Annotated in this window: 15 protein-coding genes; 11 read left to right on the top strand and 4 right to left on the bottom strand. The window is 72.3% G+C overall.

Annotated features, from left to right (window positions below; genetic code table 11):
• Nucleotides 1-29 precede the first annotated feature (29 nt).
• Genes ACWED2_RS22470 through ACWED2_RS22460 form a run of 3 tightly spaced genes read left to right on the top strand, consistent with a single transcriptional unit; the run spans nt 30 to nt 4,850 of the window.
• On the top strand, nt 30-1,427 hold the full coding sequence (locus tag ACWED2_RS22470) for an endo-1,4-beta-xylanase (protein WP_449692436.1): 1,398 nt from the start codon (nt 30-32) through the stop codon (nt 1,425-1,427).
• 26 nt (nt 1,428-1,453) lie between these two features.
• The gene (locus ACWED2_RS22465; protein ID WP_449692435.1) at nt 1,454-2,815 is read left to right on the top strand and encodes a glycoside hydrolase family 43 protein; all 1,362 of its coding nucleotides are present in this window, start codon (nt 1,454-1,456) and stop codon (nt 2,813-2,815) included.
• A gap of 28 nt (nt 2,816-2,843) precedes the next feature.
• Nucleotides 2,844-4,850: a family 43 glycosylhydrolase gene (locus ACWED2_RS22460; RefSeq protein ID WP_449692434.1), complete on the top strand. Its 2,007-nt coding sequence runs from the start codon at nt 2,844-2,846 to the stop codon at nt 4,848-4,850.
• Here ACWED2_RS22460 and ACWED2_RS22455 read toward each other — a convergent pair.
• From ACWED2_RS22455 to ACWED2_RS22445, 3 genes are all read right to left on the bottom strand, one after another.
• Nucleotides 4,816-8,973: an amino acid adenylation domain-containing protein gene (locus tag ACWED2_RS22455; protein ID WP_449692433.1), complete on the bottom strand. Its 4,158-nt coding sequence runs from the start codon at nt 8,971-8,973 to the stop codon at nt 4,816-4,818. The genes ACWED2_RS22460 and ACWED2_RS22455 overlap by 35 nt on opposite strands.
• A gap of 3 nt (nt 8,974-8,976) precedes the next feature.
• Entirely contained in the window at nt 8,977-9,483 is a 507-nt protein-coding gene (locus ACWED2_RS22450; protein ID WP_449692432.1) for an SET domain-containing protein-lysine N-methyltransferase, read from the bottom strand.
• Between the two features lie 137 nt (nt 9,484-9,620).
• On the bottom strand, nt 9,621-10,745 hold the full coding sequence (locus tag ACWED2_RS22445) for an alpha/beta hydrolase (protein WP_449692431.1): 1,125 nt from the start codon (nt 10,743-10,745) through the stop codon (nt 9,621-9,623).
• A gap of 223 nt (nt 10,746-10,968) precedes the next feature.
• On the opposite strand from ACWED2_RS22445, the gene ACWED2_RS22440 reads away from it, so the two are divergent.
• The 4 genes from ACWED2_RS22440 to ACWED2_RS22425 all read left to right on the top strand — a co-directional run bounded on the left by ACWED2_RS22440 (nt 10,969) and on the right by ACWED2_RS22425 (nt 15,157).
• Nucleotides 10,969-11,622 (top strand): response regulator, encoded by a 654-nt coding sequence (locus ACWED2_RS22440; RefSeq protein WP_449692430.1) that lies wholly within the window; start codon nt 10,969-10,971, stop codon nt 11,620-11,622.
• Nucleotides 11,619-12,710, top strand: a complete 1,092-nt coding sequence (locus ACWED2_RS22435) for a sensor histidine kinase (RefSeq protein ID WP_449692429.1) — start codon at nt 11,619-11,621, stop codon at nt 12,708-12,710. The genes ACWED2_RS22440 and ACWED2_RS22435 overlap by 4 nt, the downstream gene beginning before the upstream one ends.
• 55 nt (nt 12,711-12,765) lie before the next feature.
• On the top strand, nt 12,766-14,064 hold the full coding sequence (locus ACWED2_RS22430; protein ID WP_449692428.1) for a cation:proton antiporter: 1,299 nt from the start codon (nt 12,766-12,768) through the stop codon (nt 14,062-14,064).
• A gap of 160 nt (nt 14,065-14,224) precedes the next feature.
• Nucleotides 14,225-15,157, top strand: coding sequence for an anti-sigma factor RsbA family regulatory protein (locus ACWED2_RS22425; protein ID WP_449692427.1), 933 nt, complete (start codon nt 14,225-14,227; stop codon nt 15,155-15,157).
• Here the strand turns inward: ACWED2_RS22425 and ACWED2_RS22420 are convergent.
• Nucleotides 15,081-15,665 carry a phosphatase PAP2 family protein gene (locus tag ACWED2_RS22420; protein ID WP_449692426.1) on the bottom strand — a complete coding sequence of 195 codons (585 nt, stop codon included), beginning with the start codon at nt 15,663-15,665 and terminating at the stop codon, nt 15,081-15,083. The genes ACWED2_RS22425 and ACWED2_RS22420 overlap by 77 nt on opposite strands.
• 99 nt (nt 15,666-15,764) lie before the next feature.
• On the opposite strand from ACWED2_RS22420, the gene ACWED2_RS22415 reads away from it, so the two are divergent.
• From ACWED2_RS22415 to ACWED2_RS22400, 4 genes are read left to right on the top strand one after another with little or no spacing between them, the layout of a single operon-like run.
• Nucleotides 15,765-16,190 (top strand): hypothetical protein, encoded by a 426-nt coding sequence (locus ACWED2_RS22415; RefSeq protein ID WP_449692425.1) that lies wholly within the window; start codon nt 15,765-15,767, stop codon nt 16,188-16,190.
• Entirely contained in the window at nt 16,187-17,419 is a 1,233-nt protein-coding gene (locus tag ACWED2_RS22410; protein ID WP_449692424.1) for an NRAMP family divalent metal transporter, read from the top strand. Before ACWED2_RS22415 ends, ACWED2_RS22410 begins: the two co-directional genes overlap by 4 nt.
• Nucleotides 17,416-17,799 (top strand): PRC-barrel domain-containing protein, encoded by a 384-nt coding sequence (locus tag ACWED2_RS22405; RefSeq protein ID WP_449692423.1) that lies wholly within the window; start codon nt 17,416-17,418, stop codon nt 17,797-17,799. Before ACWED2_RS22410 ends, ACWED2_RS22405 begins: the two co-directional genes overlap by 4 nt.
• Entirely contained in the window at nt 17,786-18,112 is a 327-nt protein-coding gene (locus ACWED2_RS22400) for a hypothetical protein (RefSeq protein ID WP_449692422.1), read from the top strand. The genes ACWED2_RS22405 and ACWED2_RS22400 overlap by 14 nt, the downstream gene beginning before the upstream one ends.
• Nucleotides 18,113-18,303 lie beyond the last annotated feature (191 nt).

Genomic DNA, 18,303 nt, shown 5'->3' with positions numbered 1-18,303 from the left:
AATCGCAGCATACGAATGAAGGTGTGAAGATGAAGATGACATCGCGGTCATTCTCCCGCGCCGCGCTGGCTTCGGCTTTCCTGGCGACGTCGCTCGGGGTTTCGCTGGTGCTCGCCAACTCCGCCGACGGCGCGGCCTCGACGCTCGGCGCGGCGGCGGCCCAGAGCGGCCGGTACTTCGGCGCCGCCGTGGCGGCCGGGAAACTCGGCGACTCGACCTACGTGAACATCCTCAACCGGGAGTTCAACATGGTCACCGCCGAAAACGAGATGAAGTGGGACGCCACCGAGCCCAACCGCGGCCAGTTCAACTACAGCGGCGGTGACCGGATCCTCAACCACGCCGTGAGCAACGGCAAGCGGGTGCGCGGGCACGCGCTGCTGTGGTACCAGCAGGAACCGGGCTGGGCGCAGCGCATGGAAGGCTCCGACCTGCGCCAGGCGATGATGAACCACGTCACCCAGGTCGCCACCTACTACAAGGGCAAGATCTACGCCTGGGACGTCGTCAACGAGGCGTTCGCCGACGGCGGCAGCGGCGGGCGCCGCGACTCCAACCTGCAGCGCACCGGCAACGACTGGATCGAGGCCGCGTTCCGCGCGGCGCGGGCCGCCGACCCGGGTGCGAAGCTCTGCTACAACGACTACAACACCGACGGCGTCAACGCCAAGAGCACCGGCATCTACAACATGGTCCGCGACTTCAAGTCCCGCGGCGTCCCGATCGACTGCGTCGGCTTCCAGTCCCACCTCTCCGGCAACCCGCCCGGTGACTACCAGGCCAACCTGCAGCGGTTCGCCGACCTCGGCGTCGAAGTCCAGATCACCGAGCTCGACATCTCCGGCTCCAACCAGGCCAACGCGTATGCCGCGGTGACCCGCGCCTGCATGGCCGTCTCCCGCTGCGCCGGCATCACCACGTGGGGCATCCGCGACACCGACTCCTGGCGCACCGGGGAGAACCCGCTGCTGTTCGACGGCAACGGCAACAAGAAGGCCGCCTACAACAGCGTCCTCGACGCCCTGAACGCCGCCACCCCGACCACGCCGACCACCCCGACGACCCCGACCACGCCGACGACGCCGACCACTCCCACCACGCCGACCACGCCGACGACCCCGACCACGCCCAACCCCGGCGGCTGCACCGCCTCGGTCACGCTGAACCAGTGGAACGGCGGCTTCGTGGCCAACCTGAAGGTCACCGCCGGGTCCAGCGGCCTGAGCGGCTGGAAGGTGACGACGAACCTGCCCGGCGGGGCGGCCGTGACCAACGGCTGGAGCGCCACCAACAGCGGCACCACCGGCAGCGTCACCTGGTCCAACGTCTCCTACAACGGCAATGTCGCGGCCGGGCAGACGACCGAGTTCGGCTTCCAGGGCACCGGCAACGCCGAAGGCATCACGTCGACCTGCGCGGCGAGCTGATCCCCTTCCGACGAACGGAGACCACCGTGCCCCACCGAAGGCGCCTGCTCGCCTGGATGACCGCGGCCCTGTGCGCAACGGCGATCCTGCCCGGCACCGCGCACGCCGACAACCCGATCGTGCAGCACATCTACACCGCCGACCCGGCCCCACTCGTCCACAATGGACGCGTCTACCTCTACACCGGACACGACGAGGACGGCTCGACCTACTTCACCATGAAGGACTGGCGGGTCTGGTCGTCGGCGGACATGGTCAACTGGACCGACCACGGCTCGCCGATGAGCCTCGCGACGTTCAGCTGGGCCAAGCAGGACGCCTGGGCCGGCCAGGCCGTCGAGCGCAACGGCAAGTTCTACTGGTACGTCCCGGTGGTCAACCGGTCGACCGGCCGGATGGCGATCGGGGTCGGCGTCGCGGACAGCCCGACCGGGCCGTTCCGCGACGCCATCGGCCGTCCCCTGGTGGAAAACGGCGAGATCGACCCGACCGTCTTCATCGACGACAACGGCCAGGCGTACCTGTACTGGGGCAACCCGAACCTGTCGTACGTGCGGCTCAACACCGACATGACGTCGTACTCGGGCGGGATCAACCAGATCCCGCTCACCACGGCCGGGTTCGGCACCCGCCCGAACGGCGGCAACCGCCCGACGCTGTACGAAGAAGGCCCCTGGGTCTACAAGCGCAACGGCACGTACTACAACGTTTTCGCGGCCAAGTGCTGCTCGGAGTTCATCGCCTACTCGACCTCGCCCGGCCCGACCGGGCCGTGGACCTACCGCGGCACCGTCATGCCCACGCAGGGCAGCAGCTTCACCAACCACCCGGGGATCATCGACTACAAGGGCGGCTCGTACTTCTTCTACCACAACGGCGCTTTGCCGGGCGGGGGCGGCTACACCCGTTCGGTGGCGGTGGAGAAGTTCGCCTACAACGCCGACGGCAGCATCCCGACGATCACCATGACGACCGGCGGACCGCCGCCGGCCGACACGCTCGACCCCTACACCCGGCAGGAAGCGGAGACGATCAACTGGGGCTCGGGGATCGAGACCGAGCCGGCCTCCGAAGGCGGCATGAACATCGGCTGGATCGAGAACGGCGACAACGTCAAGGTCCGCAACGTCGCTTTCGGGGCGGGGGCGAAGACGTTCACCGCCCGCGTCGCCTCGGCGAGCTCCGGCGGCACGATCGAGGTACGCCTCGGCAGCGCCACCGGCACGGTCGTGGGCCGCTGCACCGTGCCCGGCACCGGCGGCTGGCAGACGTGGACGTCGGTGTCCTGCCCGGTCAGCGGAGTGACCGGCACGCAGGACCTGGTCCTGCGGTTCACCGGCGGCAGCGGCTACCTGTTCAACGTGAACTGGTGGCAGTTCACGGCCTGAGCTCCCCCACCGACCAGAAAGGACACTTGTGTCACGCCGACGATCCCGGGCGGCCGCCTCGGCCCTGCTCGCCGCGACCGGCCTCGCCGGCGCCGTCCTGGTGGCGACCCCGGCCGCGCACGCCGCGGCCGGGTGCTCGGTCACCTACGCGAAGACCTCCGAATGGCAGGGCGGCTTCGGCGCGTCCGTGTCGGTCACCAACCTCGGTGACGCGATCAGCGGCGGGTGGACGCTGGAATGGTCGTTCGCCGCCGGCCAGCAGGTGGGCCAGCACTGGAACGCGACCATCACCCAGGCCGGCACCGCGGTCAGCGCGAAGAACGTCTCCTACAACGCGGCCATCCCCACCGGCGGCAAGGCGGAGTTCGGGTTCAACGGGACGTTCACCTCGGCCAACCCGGTGCCCGCGGAGTTCCGGCTCAACGGCACCCTCTGCACCGGCGGCGTCGAACCCACCACCCCGACCACGCCGACGACCCCGACCACCCTCACCACCACGACGACGACCCCGACCACCACGACGACCCCGAACCAGCCCACCACCTTCACGAACCCGGTGCTGTGGCAGGACTTCGCCGACGTCGACATCATCCGGGTCGGCAACGCCTACTACTACTCCGCCTCGACGATGCACTACTCCCCCGGCGCGCCGATCCTGCGCTCCTACGACCTGGTGCACTGGGAGTTCGCCGGCCACTCCGTGCCCAAGCTGGACTTCGGCGCCAAGTACGACCTGAACGGCGGCCGTGGTTACGTGCGCGGCATCTGGGCGTCGTTCTTCAACCACCGCGCCAGCAACGACACGTACTACTGGGGCGGGTGCATCGACTTCGCCAAGACCTACATCTACACCGCCACCGCGGTCGACGGTCAGTGGTCGAAGCACACGACGATCGACAAGTGCTACTACGACGCGGGCATGCTCGTGGACGACGACGACACGATGTACGTCGCCTACGGCAACACCACCCTCAGCGTCGCCCAGCTCTCCAAGGACGGGAAGACGGAAGTCCGTTCGCAGCAGGTCTTCCAGACCCCGTCGAACATCGGCACGCTCGAAGGCTCCCGGTTCTACAAGCGGAACGGCAGTTACTACATCTTCGTGACCCGTCCCGCCAACGGCCAGTACATCCTCAAGGCGAGCAGCCCCTGGGGGCCGTACACCATCCAGCAGGTGCTGCTGGACCTGCCGGGCCCGATCTCCGGCGGCGGTGTCCCGCACCAGGGCGGCCTGGTGCAGACGCAGAACGGCGACTGGTACTACCTGGCCTTCGTCGACGCCTACCCGGGCGGCCGCGTCCCCGCGCTCGCCCCGGTCACCTGGACGGCCGACGGCTGGCCGAAACTCCAGACGGTCAACGGCCGCTGGGGCACGACCTACCCGGCGCCGAACCTGCCGCCGCCACCGCGTCAGGTCGAGCCGATGACCGGCACCGACACGTTCCCCGGCCCGGCGCTGAGCCCGCAGTGGGAGTGGAACCACAACCCCGACACCACGAAGTTCTCCGTCGGCAACGGGCTCAAGCTGTCCACGGCGACGGTCACCAACGACCTGTACTCCGCCCGCAACACCCTGACCCACCGGATCCAGGGCCCGTCGTCCACGGCCACCGCCACACTCGACCTGACGTCGATGCGCGACGGCGACCGCACCGGGCTGGCGATGCTGCGGGACTCCTCGGCCTACATCGGCGTCAAGCGCGACGGCGGCCACAACCGGGTGGTCATGGTCAACGGCCTCACCATGGACGGCAACTGGAACACCACCGGCACCGGGACGGAGGTGGCGAGCGCCGCCCTCGCGGGCACCAAGATCTGGCTGCGCACCACCGCCGACATCCGCCCCGGCACCGGCCGCCAGGCCCGGTTCTCCTACAGCACCGACGGGGTGACCTTCACCCCGCTGGGCTCGGCGTTCACGCTGAACAACGCCTGGCAGTTCTTCATGGGTTACCGCTTCGCCGTCTTCAACCACGCCACCCAGGCGCTCGGCGGCGCGGTCACCCTCCAGCGGTTCGACCTGACGGAACCATAGGCTGGGCACTTCGCCGGCCCGGCTGCTCGCCGGGCACGGTGAAGGTCCGGTCGACCTGCCAGAACGCCTGGGTCGGCGGCTCGGGGGCGGGCCGGTGCCTGCCCTTCCGCAGCGGCTCGGTCCGCGGCTCCGGGTTCGTGCGCGGCGAGGGAGCTTTCTGCTCCTTCGTCGGCACGCCCGCGTAGCGCAACCGCGGCAGCAGGTGCTCCTGCTTCATGATCACGCTGTGCGGGGCGACGTGCGCGTGTTCACCGATTTCGGCCCCGTACAACGGAACCGTGCCGTGCGCGAGCGTCGAGTGCGCCCCGACGTGGACGTGGTCGATCTTGAGCACGCGGTCCTCGAACGTGTGAGCCTGGAACATCGCGCTCACCGTCGCGCCGTCGCCGAAGTGCAGCATGTCGGGGTCCACGACCTGGGCGAACCCTTCGCCGAGCACGACGCGCTTGCCGATGTCCATGCCGATGCGGCGCAGGTAGAGCGGCAGCATCAGGGTGCCCTCCAGCGCCGACAGCACGCCGCCCGCGATGACCCCCCAAGCGACGTAGAGGAAATCCCACCGGCTGCACCAGCAGGACCACAGCGGGTGCACGCCCGGCTTGACCCGCCCGAGCAGCCCCCACTTCAGCGCGAGGACGACCAGGCACGGCAGGAGCCCGGTCACCACGGTCACCAAGGCGGCGCCCGGGAAAATGAACGCGGCGAGCGGCAACGCCTTTGCGGCGTAGGCGATCATGACGAACCACGCGGTCATCACCGCCAGCGGCACGACCGGGATGGCGAACCGCAGCCACTCCCAGAACACCCGCGTGACGACCCGCGCGAACGACGGCTCGTGGGTGAGGCTCCGGTCGGTCTCGACGATTTCGCGGCGTGGCAACAACATCGGCGGATGGCCGAACCACGACGTGCCCGGCCGCATGATGCGGTCGTCGGCCACCGTGCAGACGCCGATCAGGATGTCCGGTGGCAGCCGTTGCCCGGCCGGGATGACGGCGTGGTTGCCGAGGAACGTGTCGTGGCCGAGGCTGGTCCGCGCGAGCGTGACCGTGCCCTGCTGGATCCGGGGACCGCCGAGGTAGATGCCGTCGGCGAAGAAGGTGTCCGGCCCGATCTCGACCAGCTCCGGGACGACGTCGATGATCGTGCTGATCTCGCAGCCGCGCCCGACCTTCATCCCGGCCCAGCGCAGCCACACCGGCCAGAACAGCCCGCCGGAGAGCCAGTTGCCGGCCGTGGTGACCAGGCCGGTCTTGAGGCCGACCCGGATGTAGGCCGGGCTCCAGCGGCTGATCACGCCTTCCTCGACGCGCCCGAGAGCGCGGGCGCAGAGCGCCTCGACCCAGACCCCGATCAGCAGCGACAGGCAGCTCGCCAGCGCGAAGACGAGCATGAACCCCACGTGCGCCCACGGCTGCGTGACCGCCTCCAGCAGCGCCGGGTAGGTGACGTCGAAGGCCAGTACCAAGGCGATCAGGACGATCGACAGCGGCAGCGCGAACACCCAGGTGAACAGCGCCCGGGCGGCGATGGTCGCGAGCCCGTGCATGAACGGCGACAGCATGCTGCCCGTGACGACGGGAACCGGCGCCTGCGGGGCGGGACCGGCGTCGTGGGCCGGGACGCCGTCCCAGCGCCGTCCGTCGGGCACGGCGGTCCCGGACGGCAGCGACGACAACGCGGCCAGCCAGGAGCCGCGGCCGAGGCGGGTGTTGGGAGACATCCCCGCGCGGACGTCCACGGTGGCCCCACCGGCCACCGTGATCCGGCCGATCACCAGGTGCCCCTCGGTCAGCTGCACCAGGCCGAGCTGGGCGTCCTGGCCGATGGTGGCGTCGTCGCCGATGTCGAGCAGGTCCCAGCCACCCTGGACGACGTCGACCCCGCGGTGGATGTGCACGCGCTTGCCGATCCGCGCGCCGAGCCGCCGCAACGCCATGTTCTGGAACTCGGTGCCGGCGATGGTGCCCCACGGCACGAACCGCAGCAGGTGCCGCACGATCCACAGGCGCAGGTGGAACCCGCTCCACACCGGCACCCGCACGGGTTCGAACTTGCCGATGAGCAGCTTCTTCGCGCGCACGGCGAGGAACACCGCGATCGGCGTCCAGCCGAACCCGATCGCCACCAGCGCGAACGGCAGCAGGACGAGCAGCGGGACCAGGCCGATCCGCTCGGCCAGCCACGGCAGCGCGACGAACGCGGCGAACCAGCCGATCGGCGCGGCGATCGCCAGTTCGGCGGTCAGCCACGCCGCTTGGGCCAGGGTGATGGCGACCGCGTTGCGGGCCGGGGCCGCGACCGCGTCGATCTCGTCGTGGGTCACCGGGGCGGCCAGCTGCGCCAGTCCGGACACCGTGCGGGCCCGGTAGACGTCCCGGACGGCGATGGCTTCGGTCAGCGGGTTGACGCGCAGTTTCGAGATGAGCATCGCCGCCTGCAGCGAGCTGCCGCCGAGGTCGTCGAAGAAGTCGTCCTCGAGGCCGATGTCCGGGGTTTCCAGCACTTCGCGGAGGGCGGCCGCGATGAACTCCTCGGTTTCGCTGCCCGCGGGCCGGTCCGCGGCGGGTTCGGCGGCGGTGGGTTCGGCCGCGTGCCGCCGTCCGGTGGCCACCACCGGGAGGTCGTTGCGGCGGAGCTTGCCCCCGGCACTGCGCGGCAAGGTTTCCGCCGCCGCGAACACCGCCGGGATCATGTACACCGGCAGGGCCTTGCGCAGGTGGTCCTTGAGCGCCCCGGCGTCCGGCATCGGGCCGTCGGGCACCAGGTGCGCGGCGATCACCTGGCCGGCCCCCTCGCCCTGGACCCGGCAGGCCGCCTCCCGCACGCCGGGGAACCGGGCCAGCGACGCCTCGATGGCCTCCAGCTCGATCCGGTAGCCGCGCAGCTTGACCTGGGAGTCGATGCGGCCGTGGTAGAACAGCGTGCCGTCCGCTTCGGCGTGCACGAGGTCGCCCGTGCGGTAGAGCCGCCCCAGCCGGGGGTGCTGCGGGAACTTCTCGGCGGTGAGTTCCGGCTTGCCGTGGTAGCCCAGCGCCAGGCCGGCGCCGCTCATGCACAGCTCGCCCCGCTCCCCCGGCCGGACCGGCTCGAGCCGCTCGTCGAGGACCCAGGCCCGCATGCCCGGCACCGGCTTGCCGACGGCGACCGGCCGGCCCGGCACGACGTCGGCGCGCAGGCAGGTCACCGTGCACTCGGTCGGCCCGTAGCCGTTGACCATCCGGCGGCCCGGGGCCCAGCGCTCGGCGACGTCGTCGGGCAGCGCTTCGCCGCCGACGTAGAGCAGGCGCAGGTCGGGCAGTTCCCGCCGCGGGTCTTCGCACGCCGTCGCGCGCAGCAGGGTGGGCGGCGGGCACAGCACGGTGATCCGCTCGCGCCGCAGCCACGGCACGAGGTCGGGGCCCAGGCGCGCGGTCTCGTCGTCCATCACCACGACGGCGGCGCCGCACGCCCACGCCATCCACGCCTCCTCGACCGAGGAGTCGTACGCGGGCGACGAACCCTGGGCCACGCGGTCCCCCGGCCCGAGGCCGAACTCGGCGACGTCCGACCGGATCAGGTTGACCACGCCCTGGTGCCCGATGAGCACGCCCTTGGGCTTGCCGGTGGTCCCGGAGGTGTAGATGACGTAGGCGAGTCCCGGCGGCGCCGCCGGAGCGATGACCGGTTGCGCCGCGGGCTCGGCAGGGCCGTCGACGCGTTGCACCGCCCCGGTGTAGCCGGCGCGCAGGGCCCGTTCGTGCCCCGCCCGATCGGTGACGAGCAGGGCGGGCGCGGCGTCGCCGAGGATGTGGCCCAGCTGCTCGTCGGGGAACGACGGGTCGACGCAGACGTACGCCGAGCCGGCGCGCAGCACGCCGAGCTGGGCCAGGTAGAGGTCTTCGGTGGCGCGGGACAGCAGGATGGCGACGATCCCCGGCCGCCGGACCGCGTGCTGCACCGCACGGGCGACGGCCGAGGACCGGCGCTGCATGTCACGGTAGGTGACGGTCCGCCGCGGCCGCCCGGCCGACGGCGGGAGGTCGACGGCGATCGCGTCCGGCCACCGGCGGGCCGACTGCTCGAAGAAGTGGTGCAGGAGCGGGGCCTCGGCGGCCCTGCCCCGCTGGAGCGCTTCGCTCACCCCTCACGCCCCGACGGGTTCGGCGAGGCGGCCGTCGAGCACGGCCAGCAGGTACGGCGACAGGAGGGCGCGCAGGTCCTCGCGCCGCTGCGGCGTCAAGTAGCGGAAGCCCTGGACGACGCGTTCGCAACGCTCGCTGCCGCAGCGGCAGTCGAAGGGTTCGGCCATGTCGTACTCGGTGGTGGCGTAGTGGAAGGTGATCTCCGACCAGGCGGGGATCGGGCGCAGGCTGAGCACCGAGCGGTCGCGGATCACCGCGGCCGGCTCGCAGGCGTGGTTCATGAACCGCCAGTAGTAGCGGTCCAGCACCTCCTCCAGCGGGCAGCCGGCGGGCATGTCGACGTGGCGCCGCTCGTCGAGCTGGACGGTGAAGCGCGTCGGCGTCGCCGTGAGCTCGCCTTCGAGGGTGAACAGCAGGGTGCCCGCCGGCACGGCCTGGTTGGTGACCAGCCGGTACTCACCCTCGCTGCGGACGACGGCCGCGCGCCGCGCCTCGATGATGTCAGTCATCCGTGACCTCCCGGGGAGTTGATCGTCTGACCAGGGCCACGCGGGCCGGCTCCGGGGAGTTCACGAGCCCCTCTCAGGGTCCTCTCAACAACCGGCTGCTATCCGGGACCGGATGAACCGGGCATCCGGCGCCGGACCTACCCGGGCGGCCGCTCGAACACCCCGGCCGCGAAGGCGAGCAGGTGCGGAAGGGTCGCCCGGGCGGTGCGCCAGGTGTGCCCGAAGCCGTCCTCGGTGTGCACCACCGCCTGCTGCCCCCGCGACCGCAACGCCGCCCCGATCCGGCGGGCGTCGGCGACGTCACCGGGCGCTCCCGTTCCCGCCGCGAGGAAGGCCGTCACCGGCCGCGGGAACGGCATCGTGCCCAGGTACTCCCGCGGGGTGTTGGCGCCCGCCGACGCGCCGAGCGCCTTGCCGTTCTCCGGCGTGTCGTAGGGCATGCTCAGCAACAGCGAACCGAACTCGCCGCTGTGCCGCAGGCCGATGTTCAACGCCGCGAACGCGCCCCCGGACATGCCGCCGAGCGCGCGGTGCTCCCGATCGGCCAGCGTCCGGTACCGGCGGTCGATCGCGGTCACCACGCTGCGCGCCAGGTACGTCTCCAGCCGCGGCCCGCCCGGGACGTCGAGACCTTCCCAGTTGCGACCCGGTTTGCCCGCGCTGAGGTCGACGCTCACCACGATCATCGGCGGGAGCGCCCGGTTCCGGTAGAACAGCCGCAGCGTCCCCGGGGCATCGCCCGCCGCCAGCCAGTCCTCCGGGCCGCCGGGACTGCCGTGTACCAGGTAGACGACCGGGTAGCGCCGGTTCGCGTTGCCGGCGTCGGTGTACCCCGGCGGGAGGAGCAGGAAGTTCCGGCCGGACAGCACGGCGTTGGCCGGGTCGGCGATGACCATCCGCTCCACGAGCGGGGCGTCCGGGTCCGCCGGGTCGGCCAGCCGGATCCGCTGGGTCCCGGGCATCGACCCTTCGCTCTCGAACGCCCGGCCGATCCCGTGGAACGGGCCGCCGCCGCGCTGCAGCAGCAGCACCAGGTCCGGTCCCGAGCGCACGTAGCCGACGTGGGCGTTGACCGCGGCGGTCGTGGTGAGCAGGACGCACACCGTGGTCACGGCGATCCCGAACCGCCGCGCGCCGGGGCGGCGGCGCACCAGGAGGGTGACCGCCAGGCACGCGACGGCCACCGCCGCGCAGGCGAGCCAGGTCCACGGCGATTCGAGCGGGCCCGCTTCCTTGGCGTGGCGGGCCACCTCGGCGGGCACCGACGGGTTCATCGAGCGGGCCGGCCGGGCGTCCGGTGCTGCCTGTCCACAGCAGACTCCTTCCGTCGGCTCACCCCATCGTGGCGGCCGGCCGGAGTGCGCCGGTACCGGTGAACCGGCCCGAACCGCCAGCCGACCGGCTGGAGCGGTCCAGCCGGTCGGCGGGCCGCGGTCGCCGGGCTCCGGGTGGCGGGCCCGGGCCGCGCCCGGCGAGACTGGGCGCATGGTTCGAGTGGTCGTCGTCGACGACGAGGAGCTGGTGCGGTCGGGCTTCCGGCTCATCCTGCAGGCGGCGGGCGACATCGAGGTCGTGGCGACCGTCACCGGCGCGCAGGCGGTCAAGGAGGTGGGCCTGCAGCGCCCCGACGTCGTGCTGCTCGACATCCGGATGCCCGACGTCGACGGCCTGACCGTGCTGCGGCAGCTGCGCGGGCTGGCGAGCCCGCCGGTGGTGGCGATGCTGACCACGTTCGACTCCGACGAGTACATCGCCACCGCGCTGCGCTCCGGCGCGGCCGGGTTCATCCTCAAGGACACCGCACCGGAGCAGCTCGCCCAGCTCGTCCGCACGCTGGCCGCCGGGGGCGTCGTCCTGTCGCCGAAGGTCACCCGCACGGTCGTGGACGGCTACCTCGATTCCGGGGCCGGGTCGGCGGCGGCCACCCAGGTCGGCGAGCTCTCCGAGCGCGAACGCGCGGTGCTCGTCCTCATCGCGGACGGGCTGTCCAACACCGACATCGCCAAGCAGATCCACGTCAGCGTCGGCACCGTCAAGGACCACGTCTCCGCGATCCTGACCAAGCTCGGCGTCGGCAGCCGCGTGCAAGCCGCCCTCGTCGCGCAACGCGCCGGGTTGCTGGAAAACCGGCCGTCGTGAACCGGGTGCGGACCGTCCTCGCGGACGCCGGGCTGATCGGCCTCGCCGCCCTCGACGCCGTGTTCAACCAGCCCGCCGAGCCCTGGGAGATCGGCGCGGCGGTGCTGGCCGTCGGCGCGCTGCTCGTCCGGCGGCGGTGGCCCGTTCCCGCCTTCGTGCTGACCCTGCCCGCGCTCGTCCTGGTGGGGTCGGTGATCGCGACGCTCGTCGCGCTCTACGTGGTCGCCGTGCGGTACGCGAACCGGGTCCTCCTCACCGCCTGCGGGGTGCTGGCCGCGGTCGGCTACTTCATCCCCGGCCTCGAATTCCAGTACCAGCGCACCGACCTCGCGCTCACCCTCATCTACGCGACGATGACCGCGGCGGCCCCGATCTTCTTCGGCAGGCTCGTCCACGCGCGGCAGGAACTGGCGCTGCGGCTCGAAGACATCCGCCAGGCCCGCGAGCACGAACGCGTCCTCGACGCCCAGGCGATCCTGGCCGCCGAACGCAACCAGCTCGCCCGCGAGATGCACGACGTCGTCTCCCACCAGGTCAGCCTGATCGCGGTCCAAGCGGGCGCGATGGGCGTCTCCACCCGCGACCCGGACCTGAAGGCGGCGGCCGAGAACGTCCGGCGGCTGTCGGTGGACACGCTCGACGAGCTGCGGCACATGGTCAACCTGCTGCGCGCCTCCGGCAGCTCGGCCACCGAGCTCGCCCCGCAGCCCACCCTGTCCGATCTGGACCGGTTGATCGACGGCAGCGGCATCGAGTGCCGCCTCGAAGGCACCGCACCGGGCGGGATCGACACGGCCGTCCAGCGCACCATCTACCGCACCGTCCAGGAAGCGCTGACCAACGTCCGCAAGCACGCCCCGGGCAGCACGGCGACCATCGAGTTCGCCCAGGAGGACACCGACCTCACGGTGACCGTCGGCAACACCGCGCCCACCCGGCCGACCCTGCCGCTGCCCAGTGCGCGACACGGGCTCGTCGGCCTCCAGGAGCGCGCCGCCCTGCTCGGCGGCACGGTCCGGGCGGGGCCGCGGCCCGACGGCGGCTACCGGCTGCAACTGCGCCTGCCGCTGCCCGCCCGGCGCCCTTAGTCTTCTTCGGACAGTCCCCTGTGGACTTTCCGCCGCCGTCCGAAACCGAGGTCCCATGAACGCCCTGTTCCTCGCGATCGCCGCCGCGCTGGTGGTCCGCTCGCTGCTGGCCACCCGCCTGGACCGCTGGTACCTCGGCGCGCCGCTGGTCATGGTGCTGGCCGGGGTCGCCACCGGCCTCTTCATCGAGGACTCGATCAGCGCACTGCTCAACACCCAGGCCGTGCAGCAGGTCGCGGAGATCATCCTCGCCGTGCTGCTGTTCACCGACGCCACCGAGGTGCGCGGCGGACGGCTCTGGGGCAGCTCGCCGGGTTCGGTCGCCCGGCTCCTGCTCATCGCGCTGCCGCTGAGCCTCGGCCTGGCGATGGTGCTCGGCTGGGCGCTGTTCCCCGGCCTGTCCTGGCCGGTGCTGCTGCTGATAGCCGGGGTCGTCATGCCGATCGACTTCGCCCCGGCCGAACGGCTGGTCCGCGACCGGGCCGTCCCGGCGCGCGTGCGCAGCGTCGTCAACGTCGAGAGCGGGTACAACGACGGGATCGTCTCCCCGCTGTTCCTCTTCGCCCTCGTGCTGGCGGGTGATCAGGACCAGCACCGGACGCCACTGGCGGCGCTGGGGACCGTGGTGCCGTTCGCGCTGAAGGCCGTCGTCGCCGGCGTGGTGATCGGCGCCCTGCTGGCGTGGCTGATGGACCGGGCGCAGCGCCGGAACTGGATGACCGCGCAGTCCTCCCGCATCGCGGTCCTGCTCGCGCCGCTGCTGACCTACACGGTGACCGTCGGCATCGACGGCAACGGCTTCGTCGCGTCGTTCGTCTGCGGCATCGCGTTCCGCTACGTCCACCGGCAGGCGCAGGCGCACTTCCTCCGCAGCGCGCCGGCCGGGCAGCGCACGGGCGGCCTGGTGCTCGGCCCGGACCTGCGGCTGCTGGAGGACGTCACCACGCTGATGACCACGGTGATGTGGTTCATGGTCGGCGTGTCGGCCGTGCTCATCGTCGCGCTGGGCGTCTCCTGGCAGGTGGTGCTGTACTGCCTGGTGGCCCTCACCCTGGCCCGCGTGCTGCCGGTGTTCCTGTCCCTGGCCGGCTCGGCGTTTTCGGCACGGGAGCGGCTCCTGGTGGGCGTGCTCGGCCCGCGCGGGACGACGTCGATCGTGTTCGGCCTGCTGGCGTTCAACCGCCTGCCGGAGGGCGGGACCGCGGACACCATCCTGTCGATCACGGTGACGTGCGTCCTCGGCAGCGTGCTGCTGCACGGAGCCGGCGCCGAACCCGCGAAACGGTTCCTGCGCGAACCGGGCACGCCGGTCATCGACCACGGGCGGCGGCGGAACCCGACGGCATCGCGGTGATTCCCGGCCACCGGCTCCAGCGCATCCGGCCCCGAAACCAGCGGAAACCCCGCCAAGGCCATCGGCACCGTCAGCACTGTAGCGCCCGGTGACCGGGGATCGCCCGATGCGGTGACCTCTTCGCGCATACTGGTGACGTCCCGGCGGAAGGAGAGGCAGCTTGAGCGCAACCGCGGAGACGGGCACCGGCGCGTTCGGCCACCCCGCGTTGTTCTACCGCGGTGCCGCCGAATACCTGGCCGGCACCGTGCCGTTCGTCCTGGGCGGCCTCGCCGCCGACGAGCCGGTCGCGGTCGCCGTCCCCGGGGAGAACCTCGAGCTGCTGCGGCGGGAACTCGGCGCCGACGCCGCGCGGGTCCGGATGCTGGACATGACCGACGCCGGGCGCAACCCCGGGCGGATCATCCCCGGCGTGCTGCGCGCCTTCGCCGACAGCCACCCCGGCCGGCCGGTGCGGATCATCGGCGAGCCGATCTGGGCGGCGCGCTCGGCCGACGAGTACCCGGCGTGCGCCCAGCACGAGGCCCTCATCAACCTCGCCTTCACCGGTCGCGAGGGGACCATCCTCTGCCCGTACGACGCCGGCGCGCTCGCCCCGGACGTCCTGGCCGACGCCGAGGTCACGCACCCGGTCCTGGTCGACGGCACCGGGCGCCGCCCCAGCTCCGCCTACGACCCGCGCGGGCTGATCGACCGGTACAACCGGCCGCTCCCGGTGCCGGCCGGGGCGTTCGAACTGGCGGACACCACCGACCTCGCGGCGGCCCGGGCGCTGGCCCACGTCCGCGCGGCCGCCTGCGGGCTGGGCGCCGACCAGGTCGCCGACGTCGAGGTGGTCGTCACGGAACTGCTGTCCAACAGCATCGAGCACGGCAGCGGGTCGGGCACCGTCCGGTTCTGGGGCGGCGGCGGCGAGTTCGTCTGCGAAGTCCACGACCGCGGCCGGCTCACCGATCCGCTGGCCGGCCGCCACCCGGCGACCCCGTACCAGCCCCGCGGGCGCGGGCTGCTGCTCGTCAACCACCTCGCCGACCTCGTCCGCCTGCACGCCGACGACGACGGCACCACCTTCCGGGCGTACTTCCGCGCCTGAGCCTGCGGTGCGCGAGGCCGCCCACGGTGGCGCCGATCGCGACGCCGCCGTACACGTCGGTCGGCCAGTGCGCCCGCGTCCGGAGCCTGCTGTAGCAGACCGCGGCCGCCAGCGGCGCGATCGCGGCTCCCGTCGCGGGCGCGGTGAGCGTGACGGCGACCGTGAACGCGGCCGCCGTCGTCGCGTGCGTGGACGGGAAGGCCGACGACCTCGGCTGTTCGAGCAACGCGCGGCGGGCAGGCAGGCTCTGCGCCGGCGGGCGGGGCCGGCGGACCACGGCCTTCACGCCGTGCCCGAACGCCATCCCGGCCGCACCGGCGAGGAGCCCGCGGCCCGCCGCCCGCCGCCGTGGCCCCGGCCGCCACGCCAGCACCCCGGCCACCAGGACCCACAGCAGGCCGCCCTGCGCCACCGCGCTGAGCGCTGTGACCGGCCACGCCGGGCGGGTGACCGGAAGGTCGTTTTCGTCCGGTCCGTCCCCGGCACGAAAGGACATTTCGCTCGGCATGGCCCCGGATCTCCCACCCTGGCACCGGTTCAATCACCCGTCTGTCCACGGTGGAGCGCGCGGACGTTTGTCGGCTCCGCGATCGGGTACCCCCGCCCAGTGATTGCGCTGCGGCGAACCCGGCTCTGCGCGGTGACCGCCGTCTTCGCGGTCGCGGCACTGACGGCGGCCTGTGGCGCCGACGCGCAGGCCGAGACCGTGCACGCCGGCCGGGAGATCCGCGGTCAGCTCGAACTCCTGCGGCTCGTGGTGACCGCCGACCGCGCCGAGGTGCCCCCCGTGCCCAGCCTGTCGGTCACCGTCCGCGACGCGGCCGACGAACTCGGCGCCGCCGGCCAGGACGTCGGCAAGCTGACCGACGACCGCGCCCGCGCGGCACTGGCGTCGATCACCGACCGCGCCGTCGCGGTGGCCCACCGGCTCGACGACGGCCTCGGCGACGGCACCGACGAAGGGCTCGACCGGATCGACGCCGAACTGCAGGGCCTCATCGGCGAGCTGGCCCGCTGGGGCGTGACCTCGTGAGCAAGAAGTTCCTCGCCGTCACCCTCGGAATCCTCACCGCGGTGGGCGGGTTCGTCGACATCGGCGACCTCGTCGAAAGCGGCGTCGTCGGCGCCCGCTACGGGATGGCGATGGTCTGGGTGACCGTGCTCGGCGTGCTCGGGATCTGCGTCTACGCCGACATGTCCGGGCGGATCGTGGCGATGTCCGGGCGTCCGGTGTTCGACCTGATCCGCGAACGCCTCGGCCCGCGGATGGCGCTGCTCAACCTCGCCGGCTCGTTCCTGATCACGCTGCTGACGGTGTGCGCGGAGATCGGCGGCGTCGCGATCGTCATCGAGCTGGCCTCCGGGGTCGACCGGCTGGTCTGGGTGCTGCCGGTCGGCGTGCTCATCTGGCTGGTGGTGTGGCGGGTCGGCTTCGAGCGGATGGAGACCGGGTTCGGGCTCGGCGGGCTCGCGATCGGCGTGTTCGCCGTCGCGGTGTTCTTCCTGCACCCCGACTGGTCGTCGCTCGGCGCGCAGGTCGCCGGGCTCGCCCCGCCGCCCGACCAGGCACTGCCGACCTACGCCTACCACGCGGTGGCCCTGTTCGCGTCGGCGATGACGCCGTACGAGGTGTTCTTCTTCTCCTCCGGCGGCGTCGAAGAGGGCTGGACGGTCAAGGACCTGTCCGTGCAGCGCGCCAACGTGCTGCTGGGGTTCCCCCTCGGCGGCCTGCTCGCCGTCGCCGTGATGGCGTGCGCGGCGACCGTGCTGTTCCCGGCCGGGGTCGACGTCAGCCAGGTCAGCCAGATCGTGCTGCCGGTGACGCTCGCGCTGGGCACCGCCGGCCTGGTGATCGTGCTGATCGGCATCTTCGCCGCGACCTTCGGCGCGGCGCTGGAGACCGGGCTGTCGTCGGGCTACATGCTGGCGCAGTACTTCGGCTGGGACTGGGGCAAGCGCCGCGCGCCGCGCAACGCCGCCCGCTTCCACCTGACCGTCGGCGCCGGCCTGCTGGTCGCGGTGCTGGTGGTGCAGACCGGCCTCGACCCGGTCGGGCTGACCGAGATCTCGCTGATCTTCTCGGCGGTGGCACTGCCGCTGACCTACCTGCCGGTGCTCATCGTGGCCAACGACCGCGAGTACCTCGGCGAGCACGCCAACGGCCGCTTCAGCAACGTCGTCGGGTTCGGCATGCTCGTCGTCATCGCCGTCGCGGCGCTGGTGGCGATCCCGCTGATGATCTTCACCGGAGCGGGCCGATGAACCCCGACCTCGGCCCCATCGATCTCGGCGACGCGCTGCTCGACCGGCAGATCGTCGGCGAAGACGGCACGGTGGTCGGCAAGGTCGACGACCTCGAACTCCGCGAGGAGAACGGGACGTACGTCGTCGACGCACTGCTCGTCGGCCCGGAGGCGCTCGCCGACCGCCTCGGCGGCCCGATCGGCAGGCTCCTGCGGCACATCGGCCGCGGCTTCCGCGCCCAGGCACCGCAACGCATCCCGCTGAACGCCGTCCGCCGCATCGAGCCGACGATCGTGGTGACGACGGCGGTCGCCCAGGCGACGGACAGCCCGTCGGAGGACTGGCTGCGCCGCCGGATCATCGGCCGGATCCCGGGAGCGGGCCGTGCGAGCCGGTGAGCTGATCGGCCGCCCGGTCCGCGACGCGGCGGGCCGCGACCTCGGCGCGATCCGCGACCTCCGCGCCGAAGCGGCGCCGGGTGGGGACGGGCTGCCGGAGCTGGTGGTGCGCGGGGTGATCGTGGGACGCAGCCGGGTCCGGTTGTTCGGCTACCAACGGCACGACCAGCGCGGACCGACTCCGCTGGTGGCGCTGATCCGGTGGCTGCACCGGCACAGCCGGTACGTGCCTTGGGAAGACCTGGACGTGTCGGACACCGAGGTCCGCGTGCGGCGGCCGTTCGGCGAGCTGGCCCCGCTCGACCACCCCTGAGCGCGGATCGGTGACATCCGGGGCTGCGCCCCGGGCCGGGGGCCCCGCCACCCGGACCCCCACACGAGGTCAGTGACATCCGGGACCGCGCCCCGAGCCGGGGGCCCCGCCACCCGGACCCCCACACGAGGTCAGTGACATCCGGGACCGCGCCCCGAGCCGGGGGCCCCGCCACCCGGACCCCCACACGA

It is taken from the genome of Amycolatopsis sp. NPDC005003 (genome assembly GCF_053600695.1).
Note: the sequence above shows the minus strand (reverse complement) of the source record. Positions and strands in the feature narration are given on the sequence as shown.

Bases quoted from the DNA above. Each gene is read 5' to 3' on its own strand.
- ACWED2_RS22405 (WP_449692423.1), top strand. From the start codon at position 17,416: ATGAACCCCGACCTCGGCCCCATCGATCTCGGCGACGCGCTGCTCGAC.
- ACWED2_RS22420 (WP_449692426.1), bottom strand. From the start codon at position 15,665: ATGCCGAGCGAAATGTCCTTTCGTGCCGGGGACGGACCGGACGAAAAC.
- ACWED2_RS22450 (WP_449692432.1), bottom strand. From the start codon at position 9,483: ATGACTGACATCATCGAGGCGCGGCGCGCGGCCGTCGTCCGCAGCGAG.
- ACWED2_RS22440 (WP_449692430.1), top strand. From the start codon at position 10,969: ATGGTTCGAGTGGTCGTCGTCGACGACGAGGAGCTGGTGCGGTCGGGC.
- ACWED2_RS22470 (WP_449692436.1), top strand. From the start codon at position 30: ATGAAGATGACATCGCGGTCATTCTCCCGCGCCGCGCTGGCTTCGGCT.
- ACWED2_RS22430 (WP_449692428.1), top strand. From the start codon at position 12,766: ATGAACGCCCTGTTCCTCGCGATCGCCGCCGCGCTGGTGGTCCGCTCG.